General features: G+C 69.5%; 15 protein-coding genes and 3 pseudogenes. 9 read left to right on the forward strand and 9 right to left on the reverse strand.

Annotation, left to right across the window (positions count from 1 at the left end; translation table 11 throughout):
- Window positions 1–148: 148 nt before the first annotated feature.
- The gene (locus ACIBSV_RS42185) at window positions 149–2335 is read right to left on the reverse strand and encodes an IPT/TIG domain-containing protein (RefSeq protein WP_395872789.1); all 2187 of its coding nucleotides are present in this window, start codon (window positions 2333–2335) and stop codon (window positions 149–151) included.
- Between the two features lie 316 nt (window positions 2336–2651).
- Between ACIBSV_RS42185 and ACIBSV_RS42190 the strand changes: the two genes are divergently transcribed.
- Window positions 2652–3218: a hypothetical protein gene (locus ACIBSV_RS42190; protein ID WP_395872790.1), complete on the forward strand. Its 567-nt coding sequence runs from the start codon at window positions 2652–2654 to the stop codon at window positions 3216–3218.
- A gap of 186 nt (window positions 3219–3404) precedes the next feature.
- On the opposite strand, the gene ACIBSV_RS42195 is transcribed toward ACIBSV_RS42190, so the two are convergent.
- Window positions 3405–4295 carry a hypothetical protein gene (locus ACIBSV_RS42195; protein WP_395872791.1) on the reverse strand — a complete coding sequence of 297 codons (891 nt, stop codon included), beginning with the start codon at window positions 4293–4295 and terminating at the stop codon, window positions 3405–3407.
- Window positions 4296–4697: 402 nt separating this feature from the next.
- On the opposite strand from ACIBSV_RS42195, the gene ACIBSV_RS42200 reads away from it, so the two are divergent.
- Window positions 4698–5732, forward strand: a complete 1035-nt coding sequence (locus ACIBSV_RS42200) for a glycoside hydrolase family 19 protein (protein ID WP_395872792.1) — start codon at window positions 4698–4700, stop codon at window positions 5730–5732.
- Between the two features lie 410 nt (window positions 5733–6142).
- Here the strand turns inward: ACIBSV_RS42200 and ACIBSV_RS42205 are convergent, their stop codons facing one another.
- Entirely contained in the window at window positions 6143–6607 is a 465-nt protein-coding gene (locus tag ACIBSV_RS42205) for a sigma-70 family RNA polymerase sigma factor (RefSeq protein WP_395872832.1), read from the reverse strand.
- 43 nt (window positions 6608–6650) lie between these two features.
- Window positions 6651–7091, reverse strand: a pseudogene (locus tag ACIBSV_RS42210) (sigma factor); the annotation flags it as partial.
- A gap of 719 nt (window positions 7092–7810) precedes the next feature.
- Here ACIBSV_RS42210 and ACIBSV_RS42215 point away from each other — a divergent pair.
- A complete protein-coding gene (locus ACIBSV_RS42215) occupies window positions 7811–8029 on the forward strand; it encodes a hypothetical protein (RefSeq protein WP_395872793.1) in 219 nt (72 codons plus the stop codon).
- 287 nt (window positions 8030–8316) lie between these two features.
- On the opposite strand, the pseudogene ACIBSV_RS42220 reads toward ACIBSV_RS42215, so the two are convergent.
- Window positions 8317–9039 (reverse strand): annotated as a pseudogene (locus ACIBSV_RS42220) (PP2C family protein-serine/threonine phosphatase); the annotation flags it as partial.
- Window positions 9040–9191: 152 nt separating this feature from the next.
- On the opposite strand from ACIBSV_RS42220, the gene ACIBSV_RS42225 reads away from it, so the two are divergent.
- Complete coding sequence (locus ACIBSV_RS42225) at window positions 9192–9509, forward strand: hypothetical protein (RefSeq protein WP_395872794.1); 318 nt, start codon at window positions 9192–9194, stop codon at window positions 9507–9509.
- 130 nt (window positions 9510–9639) lie between these two features.
- Window positions 9640–10437 (forward strand): Scr1 family TA system antitoxin-like transcriptional regulator, encoded by a 798-nt coding sequence (locus ACIBSV_RS42230; RefSeq protein WP_395872795.1) that lies wholly within the window; start codon window positions 9640–9642, stop codon window positions 10435–10437.
- Here ACIBSV_RS42230 and ACIBSV_RS42235 read toward each other — a convergent pair.
- Entirely contained in the window at window positions 10387–11241 is an 855-nt protein-coding gene (locus ACIBSV_RS42235; RefSeq protein WP_395872796.1) for a hypothetical protein, read from the reverse strand. The two genes, ACIBSV_RS42230 and ACIBSV_RS42235, sit on opposite strands and share 51 nt — an antisense overlap.
- Window positions 11242–12179: 938 nt before the next feature.
- On the opposite strand from ACIBSV_RS42235, the pseudogene ACIBSV_RS42240 reads away from it, so the two are divergent.
- The 3 genes and pseudogenes from ACIBSV_RS42240 to ACIBSV_RS42250 all read left to right on the forward strand — a co-directional run.
- Window positions 12180–12722: pseudogene (locus tag ACIBSV_RS42240) on the forward strand (hypothetical protein); the annotation flags it as partial.
- Window positions 12723–12772: 50 nt separating this feature from the next.
- Window positions 12773–13324: a transcriptional regulator gene (locus ACIBSV_RS42245; protein WP_395872797.1), complete on the forward strand. Its 552-nt coding sequence runs from the start codon at window positions 12773–12775 to the stop codon at window positions 13322–13324.
- 354 nt (window positions 13325–13678) lie between these two features.
- Window positions 13679–13861: a hypothetical protein gene (locus ACIBSV_RS42250; protein ID WP_395872798.1), complete on the forward strand. Its 183-nt coding sequence runs from the start codon at window positions 13679–13681 to the stop codon at window positions 13859–13861.
- 3 nt (window positions 13862–13864) lie between these two features.
- On the opposite strand, the gene ACIBSV_RS42255 is transcribed toward ACIBSV_RS42250, so the two are convergent.
- On the reverse strand, window positions 13865–15025 hold the full coding sequence (locus tag ACIBSV_RS42255) for a methyltransferase domain-containing protein (RefSeq protein ID WP_395872799.1): 1161 nt from the start codon (window positions 15023–15025) through the stop codon (window positions 13865–13867).
- A complete protein-coding gene (locus ACIBSV_RS42260; protein WP_395872800.1) occupies window positions 15026–15814 on the reverse strand; it encodes a hypothetical protein in 789 nt (262 codons plus the stop codon). It lies immediately after the preceding gene.
- 148 nt (window positions 15815–15962) lie between these two features.
- On the opposite strand from ACIBSV_RS42260, the gene ACIBSV_RS42265 reads away from it, so the two are divergent.
- Entirely contained in the window at window positions 15963–16433 is a 471-nt protein-coding gene (locus ACIBSV_RS42265) for a hypothetical protein (RefSeq protein WP_395872801.1), read from the forward strand.
- Between the two features lie 120 nt (window positions 16434–16553).
- Here the strand turns inward: ACIBSV_RS42265 and ACIBSV_RS42270 are convergent, their stop codons facing one another.
- Complete coding sequence (locus tag ACIBSV_RS42270) at window positions 16554–17231, reverse strand: DUF6461 domain-containing protein (RefSeq protein WP_395872802.1); 678 nt, start codon at window positions 17229–17231, stop codon at window positions 16554–16556.
- Between the last annotated feature and the right edge of the window lie 439 nt (window positions 17232–17670).

The following is a 17670-nucleotide window of genomic DNA, read 5'->3' on the forward strand; positions in this document are numbered from 1 at the left end:
GTGGTGGTCTCACCTGGCTCTGTCGAGGGTCTTGGTGGGTCGGGCCGCGGTTCGCTCGCCGGCCCCGTCCCCCCGTGGACGCGAAGGGCATCCTGCGGAGGCCGGGCGGTTGATGCCCGCCCGGCCTCCGGTTCACGGGTGTTGCGGGTCAGCAGCTGGTTTTGGTGTCTCCGGTGTCGGTGGTGCAGGTGTCGGTGCCGAGGCCGCCGTTGGCGGTGTCGCCGCCGGTGCCGTCCTGGACGTTGATGGTGTCGTTGCCGAGGTTGCCGCTCATGGTGTCGGTGCCGGAGGTGTCGACGAGGGTGTCGTTGCCGTTCTGGCCGTCGAGGTCGTCGTTGCCGGGGCCGCCGTAGATGTGGTCGTCGCCGTTGTCGAACAGGTACAGCAGCGAACCGAGGAGGGTTTCCCCGTAGTTGGTGTCGTTGCCGTTCTCGCCGTAGAGGTAGTCGGCGCCGTTGCCGCCGCCCATGATGTCGTCGCCGTCACCGCCGTGGAGGGTGTCGTCGCCGTTGCCGCCGTCGACGGTGTCGTTCCCCGTTCCGGCGTAGATCAGGTCGTTGTTGTTGCCGCCGTTGATGGTGTCGTTGCCGCCCAGGCCGCAGATGACGTCGTTGCCGTTGGTCCCGTTCAGGGTGTCGTTGCCGGCGGTGCCGGTGATGGTGCAGCCGTGACCGCTGCCCACGGTGGTGTTCTGCACGGCGGTGTTGTTGCCCGGGGTGGCGTCGGCGACGGCGGAGGCGGTGCTGCCGGTGGCGGTGACCGTGCCGGTGGCCTGCGGCTCGACCACGACGGTGATGGTCGCCGAGGCGGCGTTGTTCACGGTGCCGAGTGTGCAGTTCACGGTCGGCGCGCTGATCGTGCACGAGCCCTGGCTGCTGTTCGCGGACACGATGGCGGCCGCGGATCCGGACAGCGTCAGCGCGGAGGTCGTCGATGTGGCGGTGGCGGAGCCGTTGTTGGTGACGGTCTGGGTGTAGGTGACGGTGTCGCCGAGCGCGACGGGGTCGGCGGAGTCCGCCACGGTGGTCGCCAGGTCGGCGTTCGGCGGCGCGAGGTAGGTGTACTGGTCGGCCGCGGTGAGCGTGCTGGTCCCGCCGGGCGTGGTGACCTGCACGTCGATGGTGCCCGCAGCGTGCGCGGGGGAGGTGACGGTGCACGAGGTCGCGCTGCAGGACAGGCCGGTGCCCGGCGTGCCTCCGAAGGTGACCGCGGTGGCTCCGCCCAGGTCGGTGCCGGTGACGGTGACGACCGTTCCCCCCGCGATCGGCCCGCTGGTGGGGCTGACGGCGGTGACCTCGGGGGCGGGGACGGTGTGCAGGGACAGGTGCCGGGCGCCGGTCACGCCGGTGGCGGCGGTGGTGACGGTGTTGGTGGCGACGTCGACCGCGAGGATGTTCCCGGGGGCGGAGCCGCTGGGGTTGACCTGGTCGACGACGTAGGCGGTGGTGCCGGTGGAGTTGACCTGGACGTCGGAGGGGCTGCCGAGGCCACCGAGGAACGCGGTGACGGTGAAGGTCGCGGTGTCGACGACGTGGACGCCGCCGGCGACGGCGCTGGTCGCGTACAGCGTGGTGCCGTCCGGGGTGAGCGCCAGGTTGACGGGACTTGTCGCGGCGACGGTGGCCGCGATGGTGTTGGTGGCGGTGTCGATCTTGGCGATGACCGAGCCGCTGCCGATGGCGACGTAGGCGGCGGTGCCGGTTGGGTCGACGACCACGCCGTACGGGGTGGACGGCATCCCCACGGTCGCGGTGACCGTGGTCGTGGCGGTGTCGATGACGGTCAAGGTGTTGGGCGCGAACGTGGTGAGGTAGGCGGTGGTCCCGGCCGGGTTCAGCGCGATGTCCTGGTAGTTGCCCGGGACCGGGATGCTCGCGGTGACGGTGTTGGTGGCGGTGTCGACGACCTCGACGACGTGCGCGGTGGTGTCGGCGACGTACACGGCGGTGCCCGCGGGGTTGAGGGTCAGCGCCACGGGGATCCCGGCCAGCGGGACCGTCGCGGTGGCGGTGGCGGTGGCGGTGTCGATGACCGTGACGGTGTTCGCGACCGCGGTGGCCGCGTAGACGGTGGTGCCCGACGGGTCGACCTCCACGTCCTGAGTGAACCCGGTGAGCGGGACGGATGCGGTGGTGGCGCCGGTGGCGGTGTCGACGAACGAGACGGCCTGGCCGGCGAAGTTGGTGACGTAGGCGGTGGTGTGGCCGGGCTGCACCGCCTGCGCGGTCGGCGCGGCCAAAGCCACCAGGCCGGACGCCAGCAGCACGGACGCGGCGACTGCCGCGAGGCGCCGCCGGCGGGCACGGGGCAGGCGTGACTGGACGGTCGAGTACATCGAGTTTCCCCCTTCGTACCGCGACCCGGCGGCGGAAGCAGGAAGCCCCCGACGACCGCAGGCCGCGGCCGCACACGACCCCACGGCACGCCCGAGACGGTGCACACCGAGCGCCGCCGAAGGCGTCAGGGCCAACCTTCCGGACCACCACCCGGCCCGTACCCGACACCGGCGGGCACGGCCTGAAAGCCCCCCACAACGGCCGAATCCCCATGATCCGCCCCACACGGTGCACTCGCTGCGGGATGCGAGACCGGCAACCCGCCGCTGCACAGGCCACACCGCCACGAGGGCCACCGGGTTCCGGAGCGTTCGAGTGTCAGATCCCGGGAACCCGCCTGCTTTCACGTTCGATTTGCTCGCTTACCCAGAATGGGGCGATGTCCGAAACCGCCCGCTCAGTGAGCGTGTCGCAATGCTCGCCGACGTCTTGGCCGACACCGGACCACCCCTCGAGCGTGTCATGGCGACCAGCGATCGCGACGAAGCCCTGCACTGGCAGGACACACTCGCGGCCTTCGGGGTGGAGGGCTTGATGATCAAGGATCCCGGCCTGCGCTATCTCCCGGGAGAGCGCCGATGGCGCAAGCACCGGACGCGCGACACCACCGACGCCCTACTGATCGGCATTATCGGGACCGCCGAACGCCCACGCACGCTGCTGATCGAACTATCCGGAGGCCACAGGACGACCACCTCTCCACAACTCGACACCCGGCAGGCTCGCCATGTTGCCGAAGCAGTACGAGGGCGCCTGGACGCCCCGGCTCGCGGGCGAACCGGCGGCCACGTCATCCCACTCACGGCTCCGTTGCCCATCGAGATCGCTCTCGGCACCGGCCGTCACCGAACGAGCATCTTTGTTCGTATTCGCGACATCTAGGCGCACGGGCAGCCGAGTGGCTGTGTCACTGTTCGTGGGAGTCGTTTCGCGGTGCGTTCGGGAGTCACTTGAGGCGCCGTCGCAAGATCACTGTCGATGTGAATTGATGTCACTGCCCGGCTGTTGGCATGGAGAACCCGCCGGGCCTGACGCCCGGCGGGTTCGGTGTCGGTCCGTTCCCGAGGGTTAGGCCGAGCCGAAGAGGATGTCCGTTGCGATGTCGTCGAACCACTCCCAGAAGGGTGCGGTGGCAAAGACGTTCAGGTCTTGGTGGTCGAACGTCGAGACCAGGCAGCGTCCGTCGGCGCCGGGCGGGACGAGGATGCTCCACTGCATGCCGGGCTCGTACGAGGCGAGCAGGCGGTAGTTGTCGTAGTCGCTGAAGTCGTCATCGCCGTAGGCGTACTCGGTGTCGTCGTCCTCGTCGTCTTCGTCGGTCTCCCGCCATTGGGCGAACTGCTCGCGCAGACTGTCGCCCACGAAGACGTCCAGCGAGCCGGTGCCCATCGCCCATTCGGCCGTGGGCGCGGTCAAGGACGCGTGTACGGAGGCGAGTGTGCGGACCGGTGGGGGCAGGACGTACGCGGTGCTGCCGCTGCCCACGGTGTCGAGTTCCTCCGGGGGTCCGCCCCAGAACCAGTGGAGTCGGCCCTCGGGCGCGACAGAGGGCAGGTCGGTGACGGTGGACGGGGCGCGGGTCGTGCTGCGGTACGACGGCTTGAAGGCTATATACCCGAGGCGGTATTCACCCTCGACTCGGACCAGGACCAGGCCCATGACCTCGCGGGACAACCTGCCGACGAACTCGGGGAGTTCGGCGGCGACGGGCGCCCAGATGCGGGCGAGCATTTCGGTCAGGTCCTGGTCGTGGGAGACGTTCCAGGGGTTGTCCTCGGCGAATGGGGTGTGCCCGCCGCCGCGCAGGAGTACGCCGCAGACCTCGGCGGCGTCGACACCGTCGGCCGCGAAACGGAGGTCACGACGAGCGATGTCGGCGACCACCGCCGGGTCGCCGGAGGCTGCCGCGGCGAGAAGTCCGTCGGCACGGCTGAAGGTGTACGTCTGACGGTCGATCATGGTCGGCGAGCGTAACGCCGCGCGGTGACACGGCCGAACGCCCTGACCCGTGAGGGCACTCGGCGTTCGTTCATCCCCACCCGGCGCACACCGACGGCCTCGTCTCGCCCGGCCCTGGCACCATCCGGAAATCATCCGAGTACCCGCTTCGTCAGTAGGTGCGAGAGAGTCCCTCGAAGAACCGTTTCTTCCGAAAAGCCGCATTCGCGCTGCGCATCTGCAAAACAACTCCGGCAGCGCCTTGACCGGTCTAGACCAAGGCCCCTTTAGTAAGCGCAGCCACAGCCCGACCATCGGCTTCGGCACCCGGTTGTTGCGGCTTGTGGCGCACAACACCCGTGTACGGCTCGATACCCCTGTGGATTGCTGCGGCCTCGCGCCGCGTAAGGGAGTGATCAGGTAATGCGCACACGCCTTTTGGCAATTCTGTCGGCCGTCTCGTTATTCGGAGCCCTGGCGGTGTCGATCCCGTCGAACGCCGCCGCCGGCGTCACCGAATGCGCGCCGGCGTGGAGCTCCTCGGCCTCGTACAACGGCGGCGGAACCGTGTCCGACGACGGTCACAACTGGTCCGCGAAGTGGTGGACGCAGAACCAGAAGCCGGGCACCTCGCCCGTCTGGACCGACCGCGGCGGCTGTGGGTCGACGAACCCCGAGCCCAGTTGCACGCACCCCGCGTGGGCGGCCAACACGCCGTACTACATCGGCGACGTGGTCAAGCTGGCCGACGGCAGCTTCTTCCGCGCCAAGCAGGCCAACCCGGGATACGACCCGGTCGCGGCCACGTGGTTCTGGGAGCCCTACATCTGCGTGTCGGACGACTTCGTGGTCTCCGAAGCCCAGTTCGAGCAGATGTTCCCCAACCGCAACCCCTTCTATACGTACGCCGGTCTGACCGAGGCACTGCACGCCTATCCCGGTTTCACCAACACCGGCAGCGACGTGATCAAGAAGCGCGAGGCGGCGGCCTTCCTCGGCAACATCAACCACGAGAGCGGTGGCCTCAAGTACATCGTCGAGCAGAACACCGCCAACTACCCGCTCTACTGTGACGCCACGCAGCCCTATGGTTGCCCGGCCGGCCAGGCGGCGTACTACGGTCGCGGTCCGATCCAGCTCAGCTGGAACTTCAACTACAAGACCGTCGGCGACCTGTTGGGCCTGGACCTCCTGAACAACCCCTACCTGGTCGAGCAGGACCCCGCGGTCGCCTGGATGACCGCCCTTTGGTACTGGAACACCCAGACCGGCCCCGGCACGGTCACCGGACACGACGCGATCGTGAGGGACCTGGGGTTCGGCGAATCAATTCGCAGCATCAACGGAGCCCTCGAATGCGATGGCGGCAACCCGCGCCAGGTCGAGAACCGTATTGCCTCCTTCAAGAACTTCTCCGACATCCTCGGCGTGACCTACGGCGACAATCTGAGCTGCTGATCCGATAGACATCGCTCGAAAGGCGATGGGTGCGGCGAATGTTCGCCGCGCCCATCGCCTCGTGCAGGTGCAACCGCCCAAACCTGACGTCGATTCGGCCGGAGCGAAGCCGCTCGATGGGCCCCGCGATGCGAATTCCGTGGCCGTGGACGGCCACGGAGTTCACGGGCCCGGTGGCGGGCCCTGGCCCGCGACCGTTCAGGCGTGGTCGAGGAAGCGGGCGGGAATCCCGCGCAGGTCGAGAGCCTCCGCGAAAGCCCGCGAGCCCGGACCCCGGACGTCCGATGTCGACGACACCTTCGAACGGAGCGCTCCCGGGGTGTTCACCACCGCGCGGGTTCCCGGGTGGATGTCACCGGAGGCGGCGCGGTGGCGGCGGGACGACCCTGATGGCGGTCGAGGCTCGGGGTTCAGGTCGTGGCGAGTATTCCTGTGCGCAGGGTGGTGAAGGCGTGGTTGAGCAGGCGTGAGACGTGCATCTGGGACATGCCCAGGCGTTGGCCGATCTCGGCTTGGGTGAGGTCGTCCCAGAAGCGGAGCATGAGGATGCGGCGGTCGCGGTCGTCGAGTTCGGCGATGAGTGGGCGCAACGTCTCCCGGTCGACGACGAGTTCGAGGGCGGGGTCGCGGGTGCCGCGTCGGTCGTGTCCGGTGTCGCGCCGGCCGCCCGGCTCGGTGGTGGGTGCGTCGAGGGAGTCCGATCGCAGGGCCGCGCCCAGTTCCAGGCCCAGCCGTACCCGGTCGTTGTCCTCGCCGAGGTCGGTGGCGAGTTCGGCGGTGATGGTTCGCGGCCCAGGCGGGTGGAGAGGTCGTCGCGGACGCGAACGAGACGTAGGTAGAGCTCTTGTTCGCCGCGGCGGGCGTGGACGGCCCAGGTGTGGTCGCGGAAGTAGCGTTCGAGTTCCCGGAGATGGTGGGGATGGCGTAGGCGAGGAAGCTCGCGCCGTGGCCGGGGCGGTAGCCGTCGACGGCCTTGATCAGGCCGATCGCGGCGACTTCGTGCGGGTCTGCGCGTTGGAAGTAGCGCCGGCAGGCGCGGGTGACGAGGTTGAGGTTGTCCTCGACGATCTCGTTGCGCAGCGCGGCGTGCGCGTGCGTGCCCGGTTCCAGGGTGGCAACGCGGGTGAGGTTGCGGTCGGTGACGGCACACAGGCCGTCCGGGTCGGCGTGCTTCGGGTGGGGGTCATGGCGGAGTGGGGCCTCCGAACGGGTGCGCGTCGGATGCCGGGGCCGCCGAGAAGGGGCGGCACGATCGGCCCGGGACGGAGCCGTTCGTCGATGCCTTCCACCCTGCCGTCCGTCCACACCTTCCCGGTGGGACGCACTCGCGCGCACGCGGCCGACGGGAGCGCGGCCCATTACACGACACCACCTCTCGGAGGCACGCTGCCGTGTCACACTCCCGCCGACTCTGAACACAGGGACGATCACAGAAGAACATGTACAGACCGGAACTTCCCGGCGACACGTTCACCGGCCGGGTGGAGCCGGGGTGGAGGTGCGGCCGTTCGGGCGACCGGGGGTCGGTACGGCGCGCGCCTCTCGCCCGACGGCGGCCGTGATGGCGGCACGAGGGCGAGCTGCGCTCGTGGCGTGTGTGGTCGGCTTCCCCGTGGGAGGAGTGCCGCGTCACGCGGCCGCCCCGGGTCGCCGGGCGACACGTTCGCCCTGTCCGGCCCGCGCGTTCGACCGCGGGATGGTTTCCTCGTTCACGTGCGCGGCGGATGGGGTGGGACCGTGCCGAGGGCGCGAAGGGCCCGGCAGTGGTCGGTTCGGCCGGGGCCCGGGTCGATGCGGTGGTGTCGACGGGCTTGGGCGGGTCGAAGTTCCGGCGCTGGCTGGCCCCGATCGCCAGGCGCAGCCTTTCGCGTCGGAGGACATGGGGGTGCCGACCAGCGACCGCTGCGCCGCCGGGCGGTGTGTGTCGGGCGACGGAATGGTCGGGACCGGCGGCCGGATGGCCTCGCGCGCTTCGGCGTGCGTGGTCGGGGCGTCGATTGCGGTTGTGTGGTGGGTGGTGTGGCGGGTATGGGCGTGGGGCCGTGTGCCAACCGTTCTTTCGGGAAGAGGGCTTTTCGATGATCAAGTCTCTGCATGACAGGGGTCTGCGTTCCGAGCACGCGTATCTGGCGGGTTTCGCCTCGATCGGGTTGTCGGTGCTGTCCTGGTTGGGGTCGATGAAGGTCGAGCCCCACGGCGTGGACCGTGCGGACCGGTGGGGGCTGTTCGTGGGCGAATGGGCGCCCACCTTCTTCGCGATCGGTGTCGCCCTCAAGCTCGAGGAGAATCGGGACTGAGGACCGGGACGGACCGCTACCCGCGGGGTGGGTGTCCTTCCGGTCGGAAGGACACCCACCGACGGGTCTCGATGGTGGTGGGGCGGCCACGGGCCGGCTTTCCGTGTCCCCGCCCAAGGCGGTGACGCCACGTTCGAGGAACGTCCGGGGTCCAGTGGTCGGTGACGCCGGAAGACCGGCATGGGTGTCGTCGCGACGTCGAAGCCCTGGGGAGTACCGATCCACAAGCGTGTCCGGGTGGGGGCCCGTTGCCTGTCCGGGGCGATTCCTTGCGCGCTCGGTCGCCACCCGGGGGTGGGTGGTTCGGTTCTCGAGGGTCGTGATGTGTTGGTGAGGTCGGCGCCGGTGGCGGCGTCTCGTCGGGAGTGGACGACGCCGTGCCGGTCCGGGCACATGACAGTCGCGTCGTCCTGCAGATGGCCCGTGGGCGGTGTCGACGATGGCCCCGATGAGGGCGCGGGCGGCCTCGCGGTGGTGCGGCGCGCGGGTGTCGAGGATCAGGTCCGACAGGTCCGGGCTCGTGGCGTTGCGCTCGAGCATGCCGTCGGTCGGCATCACCAGTCGATCGCCGGGTCGCAGGTCCGGCGACCGCACGCGGTAGGTGGGGACTTCCGCAAATGGGAGACCGAAGCCGAACGGCGGGTCGATGTCCGGAACGATCTCCCGTACCTTTCCGTCCCGCATCCGCAGCGGCCAGGGTGGCCGGCGTTGACGAACTCCGCCGTGCCGTCGAGGAGGCCGAAGCGCAGCAACTGGGCGGTGACGTAGGCCTGGTGGCCGTGGTCGCGCATGGCCCGATCGGCCTGGCGGGCCTGTTCGCCCGGGTCTGCGCCCGCGCGCCGGGCCCTGCGCAGGGCGCCCACCACGAGGGTGGCCGGCAGCGCGGCGTCGACGTCGTGTCCCATGGCGCCGGTCACCGAGAGCTGGACGGTGTCCCGGTCGATCACGTAGTCGAAGGTGTCGCCCCCGACGTGGTCGGCGGGCTCCAGCGCCCCGGCGACCGCGAATCGACCACGCGGCCGGCGAGTGGACCACGCCGGAGCTGCGGGACCTGGCCCTGGAGCAGTGGCGGGACTCGCGGGCGGCGTCCGCGGCCCGGCATCGCGAGTGGGACCAGGCCGTCGACGCGCTGCCGTCGGGCCCGCCGGCGGCGGCCGCAGCGTTGATCTCCCAGGCCCTGGCCCCGGCCGACGTCGCGCACGTCGACGACCAGGGGCGCGAGGAGCGCGACGAGTTCCCGCTGCGCGAGGACGGCCTGCCCGACCCGGCCGCGATGACCACCGCGCAACGTGACCGGCTCCGGCACGACGTCACCCACGACCCGGACGACCCGAAACTGGAGGCGATCCTGACGATGGCCGCTTTCACCCGCGAGGACCCCGGCTACGTCCGGGCCCTGTACGGCCACGACCTGGTCGACCTCGCGCAGCGCCTGGCGACGTCGACCACGATGAAGCTCACCGGCGCGGGTGCCCGATGACCGCGCCTCCCGAGGACGTCCGCCTGCAGGACCTGGCCCGCCTCGCCCCGCGGTCCGCTTTGGCCGCGGCCCGCGACCGCACCGGCGACGCACCCGTGAAGCGTCCAAGTTCGGCAGGCTGACGACCGGCGTGACGCTGCCCTCGCCGTCCGACATCCGCACCTGGTGCTCAGTGTGCGGGGCCGAGGATCAGGTCGAGGACTTGCTGGCGCAGACCCGTGACGTCGACTCGCTGTACGTCGAATGGAAACGGCGCCACAAGGCCGGCATGCGGCAGCTCCAGGAGTCCTACACCGCCGAGTTCGACAACACGCAGCGCTTCCGCGAGTACCGGTGCGACGTGATCCCCGGGTTCGTGCAGACGCATGCCCACGCGCATGCGCTGCCGGCATCCGTCGCCCGGTTCGACCGCATCCCCGACGACTCACCAGACGCCGCGACCGCGCGCCTTGCGCGGTCCTCGATCGTCCGGCCGCCGGGCACGCGGACGTTCGTGCTCCTGGTCGACGAAGCAGTCCTGCATCACCGCATCGCCGATGACGCGGTGATGTCCGAGCAACTGGGCTACCTGCTGGCGGTGATGGCCTTTCCCGCCGTGTCCCTGGGCATCGTGCCGCTGCGCGCACGCCGCGACGCGATCCTTCCGCCGGAGTCGGGAGCGACTACCTTTCGGCCGAGTACGCGAGCGTACTCGGTGAACTCGGACTGCGCTGCTCCGTCGGCTGTACCGAAATCTGCTTCGACAACCCATGGTCGAATCCTTCTTCATGGACTTGAAGAACGAACGGGTTTTGAATTGACAGTCAGAACCCTGTCCGAAAAGCGCGAGACCCTTCAGTCGCCATCTGGGCCGCCCAGGTCGCCGACACGCCGCTCTCTAACGGTCCGGCAGTTCCGGTGCCACGCGGGGACGCTCCCTCTGCGGTAGCACGTTGACGCCGTGCACGACCGGGTTGAGTTCGGGGAGCGGCTGCCCGGGAGTCCACGGCTTCCCGAAGCCCAGGGAAGCTGCAATACATTTTTTGCGGACTTCCACCTGGCCCGGCGTCAACGGTCGACCATTCCCGGGGTTCGTATGGGTGTAGAGATAATCGAGACTTTGTCGCAAATTTGCCGCCTGGCGGTCGACCGCGCCCCAGTCGCCGGCATCCATGGCCACCCCTTGTACCCATGTTTGCTGGGCTATCCAAGGGGCCTTGGTGCCGTAGAAGGCAACCATGGTTGCACTCATCGCCCAACGTTCCGCGTAACTGTCCCCCGCATGGCCGCCGAGGCCTTCGATGATAGTGGGGTCTTTTGTGCAGCCCCTCGAGTCCGCGCTGAGAGAGATTTTCCCTTTCTCATTTTTGGGGTTGTGGAGAAATTCCGCTCTGCCAGTGTTCGTGTGCTCGACCTCGTGGAAGATCACCGTCGCGGCGCCATACTGTCCGCCGCCCAGCACCGACCCTTTGGCGTGATACTTCTGCATCGAATTAAGCAGGGTATTCCGCCGGCCGGGCCCGAAGTATTTGTAATTGACGCGCACGCGGCCCCTTGTCAGGGCAAAGGCGGGGCCGCTCATCAAGCCGTGTTTATCGATGCCGATGTTTCGATATCCAGAGTTCGGTGTGATCATGCGGGAGTGCAAAAGAGCGATCGCTGCCTCCTTTGCGGTCAAGAGATCCATCCCCTTGAATTGGGCGGATGGATCGCTATCCGAAATCCCTAGATTCTTCAGGGACTCGGTGGTCACGGATGACAGCTCCTTGACATCGCGGGCATGCACGATGTTCTGGAGATGGGAGCTCTCCGGAGTTATTCCAGGGGATTGATGGTTGTAAGGGACGGGAGCCGTCCCTTCATGGGTTGACAACGGGGGGCTGTCGGAAGAATCGAGCGCCCGGGCCGCTGTCGGGACGGGGGAGACCCCCGGATTGTGCGCGGTCGCCGGCGCGGTGGGAGGCTCTGGATCATGCCGAGACGCGTGCTTGCGCGAGGAACGGAATCTGCGTCGAAGCCGCTCGCGTAGGTTGGGCTTTTCCGACGCGCCACCTTCACGGGCGTCGCCCGTCTCCCGCTGTGGATCGGGCAAGGTCAGGACCGCCCACCTGGAGCGGCGGTTCGCGACGACGCGGGCGTAGCGCGTCCATCGGGTCGTGGCGGGTTGTCCGCGTGGAGCGGTGGTGGTGGCGTCGCCCGAGTTGTGACCATGGCCTTCCTTGCGGGTCGGATCGTGGCCGTCCGTGCGTGCCCGTAGGTAGGGCGTGTTGAGGATAACGCGTGGGTGTGGGCCGAGGGGCAGGCGCAAGTCCGTTGTCTCGTCGTTGATCCTCGAGACTGTGATTCCCTCGTTCGTGGAGCGATGAAGGCGGCCGCGCTTCCGGCCATTCGCCACCATGCTGCGATGGGTCGACGCATCGCATGATGCCGGTCGGGCGACCCTCATCGCTCACCAGGGCGCCGTTCGCCTGGGACGACCTCGTACCGGAATCACTGTGGCCGATCCGGATGCTCGCGGGTGAACTCGGGGAGGAGCGAGGCCGCCGTATTGAGCGCCACAGACGTGGTCCAGCTCTGGTGACGGGCCACGGCGTCCTTCGAGCGATGCCCCGACAACGCGGGGGTGTCGCCCGGCCGAAAGCAAACCGAAGTGGGGGAGTCCCCGCCCGCGTGCGCGCTCCGCGAGGCGCGCCGGCCTGGCACCACCACACCCTGCCGAACCCGCTCGGCGACCGGGACGAGCCCGGCCCGCTGTGGATCACCGACCCCACGCTCCGACTGTTGCTGCGGTGTGCGTCGCCCGCCTACGGCAACCTGTGCGAGGAACCACACATCCTCGAATCCTGGACCGCGGTGGCCACCGAGAACCTCCTCGAACGACTCCGTGGCGCGCTACGCGACGCCCGCGCCACCGCGATCGCCGGCGGCGACGACGTCACCTTGGACTACGTGAAGCAGATGTACGCGAAACTCGTGACCACGATGGGTGGTTCGAACTACAACCGGGAGATCAACCGCCCGGACTGGATGCACACCATCCGCTCCCAGGCCTTCTCGAACCTGTGGGTGAAGGCCTTCAAGGCTCACCACGGCGGCCTGACCGTGGTGCGCGTGATGAACACCGACGAGCTCCACCTCACCGGCGGCGACTGGCGCACCGTCTTGACCGAGGGCCGCGGCGTCGGCGACGTGAAGATCAAGGACACCTACACCCTCCAGACCAAGGACAAGTGATGCACCACGCCCACCCTCGACCGGCCTCGCCCGAGAGGACCTGACCCCATATGCCTTACCGCTCCCTGGAGCCCGGCAAATACGGGATGCGCGGCACCCGCGCCTCCGCCCTGGCCGCCGAGTGCCTGGACGAATTCGCCGACGGGGTCGCCTCGCCCGTCGACACCGAACGCGGCCTCGCCGCACGCCTGCGCTACCTCACCGCCTCCAACGCCGGCTACACCGCCATGGACGCGGCGGGCATCGCCGTCACCCCACGCACCCTCGCCTCGTGGCTCGCCGAGGACCAAACCCCGAACCGGGCGAACCTGCGCCGGCGCAACGTGGCCCGCTCGTTGATCCGCCGGTTGAACAACGGCGGCCGCGGCACCCGGGTGGAACTGCACCCGCACGACCAGTCCGGGGTGCGCGACCAGCACCGCAGGGCGGGGGTGGCCGGGCACCGCAGCGTCAACGTCCGCCGCTGGGACGCCATCGTCCGCGCCTGGGCGGCTGGCGACGACCGCGCCCTGGACGAGGAGTGGACCGACGAGGTCCTGGCCGACCTCGGCTCCGACTGGGGCGGCTACGAATACGCCACCGGAGTCGGCTTCGCCGCCTGAATTCCGGGTCTCAGTCCGCGTGTCCTGACCTCACGACCGATGTCCTACGAATGTCCCTTCGTGAGACTGCGCAGGTCAGTGGCGCGCACTCAGCGTCCGATCCGAGGATTTGGACACGGTCGTGAGATCCGGGACCGGACACGTCGTGAGACACCGCGAGCAGCCCCCGGTCACAGCGTCGGCGTAGGACGCGAACTGCGAGACCCTACAACTCCAGGAGGCTCAAGGCTTCGAACCCGTAGCCTTGCCGGGGCTCGGGTCCGCAGGTCCCAACGATGGTTCCGGCCCCCGGTTGCGAGTCGGTGCCGTCGATGGGCGGTGGCAAGTGTCGGGAGGCGGTCCTACGCTCCGATCATGACGACGAACACATGGCCGCGAGATCGCCACAGCGGCCCGGGCGGCGGCCTGCACACCGGGCCTGGCGGCGGGATGCACACCGGTGCCTGCGCGAACCCGTACCGCAGCAACCTACCCCCGCGCGACGTCCTGGTCGCCTACCTGCGCGCCCATGGCTTGATCGCGTGGTCGATGGCGTGATGATCACCCGCGGGTGGGTACCGGAGCGGGAAGCCGGTAGCGGCGTGCGGTGTCGGGGTCGCCTTCCCACACGTACTGTTCGTGTTCGGTGATGGTGATGCCGTGGTCCCAGCGGCTGACCTGTCCGTGTGCGGTCCATGCGTCCCAGGCGGTCTCGAACGCGTCGAACAGGCGCCGGGGTCCGCCTTGTTCGGCACGCGCACTGCCATCGGGCAGGGTGGTGACGACGGCCCAGGACGAGGTCCCGTCGTGGATCCAGGCGTTGACGCCGTCCTCGTCGGTGTCGGTGGTGTACACGACGTCTGGCAGCGCCATGCGCAGCGCCCACAACAGGTTCGTGTCGGTGTGCAGAGGGGTGATATCGCGGTCGACGGTGCGCTTGTCGTCGGGGGCACGGCCGGCCCGGATTTGCGTGTAGGAGCGGACGGTGGCGGCGGGCGGCGGTGTGTCGCGTGCGTTCATGAATTGGGCGAGGCCGTGCATCCAGCCGCGGGCACTGCGGTGGTCGTCGGCGACGGTGACCGCGAAGTGCCCCAGGCGGCCGAGGGGGAAGACCAGGTCGCCGCCGGAGGCGGTCTGTTCGATCCACGCCCAGGGGACGTGGTCGACGGCGTAGGTGGTGATCACCCGGTCGTACGGTGCGGCTTCGGGCCGGCCGAGGTTGCCGTCACCGACGGCGACGTCGACGCGAACCCCGGCACGCCGCAGCCTCCCGGCCGCCGTGTCGGCGAGTTCCGCTGAGGCCTCCACGCTGGTCACCCGCCCGGAGGTGCCGACACGGTGGGCGATCAGTGCCGCGTTCCAGCCGGTCCCGGTGCCCAACTCCAGGACGCGGTGGCCGGGTTCGACGTCGAGGGAGTCGAGCATGGTCGCCACGACCGCCGGTGCCGACAGGGACGACGAGGGGATGCCGTCGGTGATCTCGGTGACGGCCGCGTCGTCGGGCCCGGCGTAGACGAGTTCGGCCCACCGGTCCGGGCTCGCGCCGCGGTCGACGGGCACGTACGCGTTCCCGTCCCAGTCCCACAGGCGCTCGGGCGCGAACGCGTGGCGGGGCAGCGCGTCGAACGCGGCGCGCACCCACGGGGCGTCCTCGGGCCACGCGCCGCGCGTCCGCATCGCCTCGTCCAGGGCGCGGCGACGTTCCTCCAGGACGCCGGTCATCTACTTCGGGTCCTTCTTGTGGCGCCCGTCCGGCGTCGGCTCCGGAGTGGGCTGCCCGTCCTTGTTGCCCGGCGGCGGGTTGCCCTTGGACGGGTCGGGAGCCGGCTTGCTGTGCTCGCCCATGATGGTGGTCACCCCTACTTGGGTCGTCACGGTCCGAAACCCCATGATGACGGGATCGAAGCACGAATGTGAATGGTCGCGGCACACGATCCCTCTGAACGGCCCGAGCCAGGCCGGTCGAGTCGAACGGCACGACACGACCAAGGCGATGTGCTCGTACCGCTCCAAGACGGCCAGGAGCGCCGGCAACTCGAACCTCCACGCCTCGGGGAAGTTCGCATCGTTCAACGCGTCGATGGCCAGCAGGAACCGGACGCCTGCGGCGGCACCCGCGCCGCCCGCTGCTGCGCCGCCCGGCCCCGCAGCAGCCGCTGCTGCGGGGCCCGCCCCCGGAGCGCCCGCCGCTGTGCCGCCGCCGGTCGCACCGCCCGCGTCGTTGTCGTCGGTCCCGTCGTCGGCGATCGCCCGTGCTGTGCCGTGTGCGGTGGTCATCTGGGGACGGCGAGTGCTTCCACGAGTTCGGGGGCGTGGGCGCGCAACGGTCACGAGATACCGGTGTCCGTCCGACAGGAGCATGTCGTCGGGGTGTTCGTGGTCGTCGAGGAACACGGGCACGACGATGCCCGCGACCTTGCCCTGCCCCGGCTGTTGCCGTAGGGCCCTGCCCACGGCCTGAGTAATACTGACAATACTTGACATTTCATCGAAAATCACCACGGTATCCACGGCCGGACAATCGATCCCTCGCCGAGAATCCGCACATTCGAGACCACGGACAGATCACCTGCGGCGCAGGGTTCGGCGAACCGTCCGAGGACGCGTCGCCGGTGCTCGCCGGGGTGCTCGCCGTGCAGCGGACTGCGATATCCGGGAGGTGGCCGCGTACGCCCTGGCCGCGGCCTCGGGTCGGGCCGGGGAGATCTCCGCCGCCCTGCACGACCGCTTCCGGATCGAGGACCTCGCGCGTGTACGCGCGAGCCTGGTCCTGGCGATTGCGCAGTCGGCCCGGGAACACCGACACGAGGACGCCGCCGCCTTCACCCGCGCCCTGTGGTCGGACCCCGCGCGCCCGGCCGAGGTCCGGGTGGGCGCCGCCCTGGGGTGGTTGTGTCTGGTGGAGGGCCCCGTGCCCCGCGACCTGCGTGCCGTCCTCGACGCGTGCGTCACCCCCGAGCTCGATCGTGTGATGGCCTCGGTGCCCTGGCTGGGCCTCTTCGATCACGACGGGGCCGGATTGGCCCACACCTTGCGGGAGTTGCTCGATCCGGACCCGCTCCGACGCTCGGTGGCCGACGGCCGCCTCTGGGCGGGGGCCGAGGGCTGCGCCGACGACCCGCCCTTTTGACGGTGTGGTGGCGGCTGCGGCGATCGGGCGCTTCGGGGGCGGTCCGCGTCGGCGTCTGGGCATCGCGGGAGGCGGGGAAGGAGCGGAATGCCTTCTTGTCGTCGTTTACTCGCCGGGTGGTTAGGCGACAGCGGTGGCCGTCAGAGTGATGGGTCCTGTGTCGGGGATCGGTTGTGGTGGTGAGGTCTTGACGGGCAATGGTGCGGAGAGTCCTTCGCGCAGTCCGGCCGCGAGGAGTGGGCCGTGGACGACGTCGTCGTGGGGGAGGTCGAGGCCGAACACGGTCTCGGCCATGCGCAGTTCGCAACCCCGCGTCGGGGCGTCGTCATCGGGGCGTGTGCCGTCCGGGGCGAGGAGCCCGGCGGTGATCATGTGGGGGAGGAGCCGGTCGGGGTTCGTGCCGATGCGGTCCTCGGGAGCGTCTTCCTCGAAGCCGCACACGATCTCGCCGTTCTCGGCGTGGATCAGGTACGCGACGGGGTTGCAGTCGCCGTACACCAGGACCGCCTCGGTGCCGGCGGAGACCGCGGCCAGGACACCCTTCTGGAATCCGCGGTTCCCGGTTGTTTCCACGGCGCAGGCCCACCCGTGCGAGGTGCCGGCCCGGATGGTCTCGACGCCGGTGTCGAAGTAGGTCTCGGTGGCGTCGATGAGCCCCATCGGCGAGGCTCTTGCGGGGTCGCAGCCCATGCGGGTCAGCAGTTCCAGGGGCTCCAGGCCCCGGGCGAACGTCACGCAGTAGTCGGATCCGAACTCGCGGGCCTCGCGCAGCCACGCGATACCGTCCCAGGCACTCATGCCCACACCGTAGGACCGGTGTCCGACACCCGCCGCGCGCCCCACAGGTGGGGAACATGCCCCGGCCCACCCGCGATCCGTGCGGCGGTGTCGGCGTGTTCGGGGTCGTACGGCATCGGTGGACTCGACGGCCGCCACGACGGCGTCCGCTTGGGCGACGGTCGCGTCCCGGACTCCCCGCGCACGTCGGATGAAGGGGCGAGTACAACCCGGCTGCGGCGTACTGCCGCTCGACTACCGGCTCGACTCCTGCGCCACGAACACCCTGGAGATGGACGGTGAGGCGGCGGTGCTGTCCCGGCGCGGTGTGCGTTCGGCTCGAGGACGGTTTCCACCCCGGCGATCAACTCGTTGCAGAATTCGCGTTTCCCGAGCCGGGCGGGGAACGCTCGCAGTCGACCAGCAAGGCCCGTCCGGCGAGCCGGCCCCGCGTACCCCG

It is taken from the genome of Embleya sp. NPDC050154 (assembly GCF_044460165.1).
In the GTDB taxonomy this organism is placed as follows: Bacteria; Actinomycetota; Actinomycetes; order Streptomycetales; family Streptomycetaceae; genus Embleya.